Here is a 2,097-nt window from a genome sequence, read left to right as displayed (position 1 = left end):
GCCGACGCCCTGGATAAGATCCGCGTTGGCATGATTGAAGCCTATCTTGCACATGCCGGCGAGAAACTTGACGAGAAGAAGCTCAAGGAACTGCTGGACGCCGAAACGTGGCTCACCGCTGAGGAGAGTTATAACTACGGCCTGGCCGACGAGCTGATCGACGCCAAAGATATCGCTGCATGTGTTGATGAGGACCTGTTTAACAGGTATAAGAACATCCCCAAATCCCTGCTGGAAGAAAAGCAGGAGCAGGCTGACCCCGAGGGCGAGGCGAGGCTGCGCACCGAAATAGCCGCCGAATCCAAAGCAACCCTTGAGCGGGTTGGCAAGATTCTCAGATTCTAAACTCATAATTCAGGAGGTAAACAAATGAGCACCCTGTTTGCGTTAAAAGAAAAACTGGCTACCGTCGGCGCGGAGCTCGAAAAGGTCTCCGCTGAGTTGATGGACAAGGCTGCAAATGCCGCCGTGCCCATCGAAGAGGTTCAGGAGCTGAAGGACAAGAAAGCGAACCTCGACACACGATTCAACCTGATCAAAGAGCAGCACGACAAGGTGGAGGCCGAGCAGCGGGCGCAGTTGCAGAAGAGCAAGATTACCACCGCCCCGACCGACGAGGCCAAGCTGATCGCGGCAAAGGCTGAATTCATCCGGGCCAAAGCCGAAAAGCGCGAAATGTCCCCCGAGGCCCAGAAGGTTCTGGCGGACGCGACCCCGCTGCGAGCGCTGCCCGGTGGCGCACCTTCTCACGGCGACAAGCTGCTCCCGACTACCCAGGACAAAGAGCTGATTCATGAGCCCTTCGTCAAGAACCCCCTGCGCGGACGCATCGGTATGACCGCCATCAAGGGGCTGGAGCTGCCGAAGATCGACTTCGAGCTGGACGACGACGCCTTTATCACCGATGCCAACACCGCAAAAGAAATTCAGCTTGAGGGCGACAAGGTTGTATTCGGGCGCAACAAGTTCAAGGTCAAGGTCCGCATCAGTGATACCGTCCTGCACGGCACCGACGTTGACCTGGTCTCCTACGTCGAGAACGCCCTGCGCTCCGGCCTGGCCGCGAAAGAACGGAAGGAAGCCTTCAAGGAAGGCACCAGCCTGAGCCTGAAGTCTTTCTACGAAAAGAAAAACGGCAATTACCTGGTTAAGGCCGTTGAGGGCGAAGACCTCTACTCCGCCATCACCAACGCCCTGGCTGATCTGCACGAAGATTTCCGCGAGAACGCCGCAGTCTGTATGCGTTATGCCGACTGGGTGGGGTTGATTAAAGAACTCTCCAACAACGCCGTGCCGCTCTACGGCAAGCAGCCCGAAGAGGTTATCGGCGCTCCCGTGTTCTTCTGCGATGCGGCATACGTCACGGACAACGGCGACAAAATCGGGACCCCCATCATCGGCGACTTCCGGTATTTCCACATCAACTACGATCCGGACACGATTTACGACAGCGACAAAGACATCAACTCCGGCGATTACATTTGGGCGCTGACCGCATGGTTCGACATGAAGTTCAAGCTCTACTCTGCCTTTCGGCTGGCGGAAGTTGTCGCTGCTGTAGAATAGAAGCCCGATCGGAGGCGTAGACCATGCCTGAAGAAGAAAACGGCAACGGCAACGGAGCCGAAATACCCGAAATTCCAGAGGTTCCCGAAGGCAATACGCTACTGGAGTTTGTGAAAAACCTGCTCGGATTCTACGGGACCGGGGGCGACAGCGTCCTCGGTCCCCTTCTTTTAGCGGCCGAACAGTATCTTTTAAACGCCGGGGTGAAGCTGCCGGAGCCGCCGGATGAAATGGCGGACGAACCGGACTATGAGCGAGAATATGCACTCTACAAAACAGCAATAGCCCTCAAGGTGAAAATCCTTCACGACGGCGATTTAAAAGGCGATTTAGAACGAGCGCTGACAAGCATAGTCCTGCAGATAAAGGACTACGCAGGAGGTGAAGTTGTATGACCAGACCCAAAAGCTGGGGAGAGGCGAACCAGCGCAAACTAATCCACCGGGTTCTGAAATGGGACGGCGAGGCGACCGTCCAGACCGTTGACATCCCGCTGGCCAGCAAGCCCGTCAGCATCGCCGTGGACAACCA

At 56.2% G+C, this 2,097-nt stretch carries 3 protein-coding genes; all 3 read left to right on the top strand.

What is annotated here, in order from left to right:
• Positions 1-345, top strand: a 345-nt coding sequence (locus tag ACE4YL_RS04310; RefSeq protein ID WP_461369281.1) for an ATP-dependent Clp protease proteolytic subunit, incomplete at its 5' end; no start/stop codon positions are given.
• A gap of 24 nt (positions 346-369) precedes the next feature.
• Positions 370-1,566: a phage major capsid protein gene (locus ACE4YL_RS04305; RefSeq protein ID WP_461369280.1), complete on the top strand. Its 1,197-nt coding sequence runs from the start codon at positions 370-372 to the stop codon at positions 1,564-1,566.
• Positions 1,567-1,589: 23 nt separating this feature from the next.
• Entirely contained in the window at positions 1,590-1,961 is a 372-nt protein-coding gene (locus ACE4YL_RS04300) for a head-tail connector protein (RefSeq protein ID WP_461369279.1), read from the top strand.
• The last annotated feature ends 136 nt before the right edge of the window (positions 1,962-2,097 follow it).

The sequence above is a fragment of the Candidatus Darwinibacter acetoxidans genome, assembly GCF_041936445.1.
Taxonomy (GTDB): Bacteria; Bacillota; Limnochordia; order Darwinibacteriales; family Darwinibacteriaceae; genus DTU010.
Note: the sequence above shows the minus strand (reverse complement) of the source record. Positions and strands in the feature narration are given on the sequence as shown.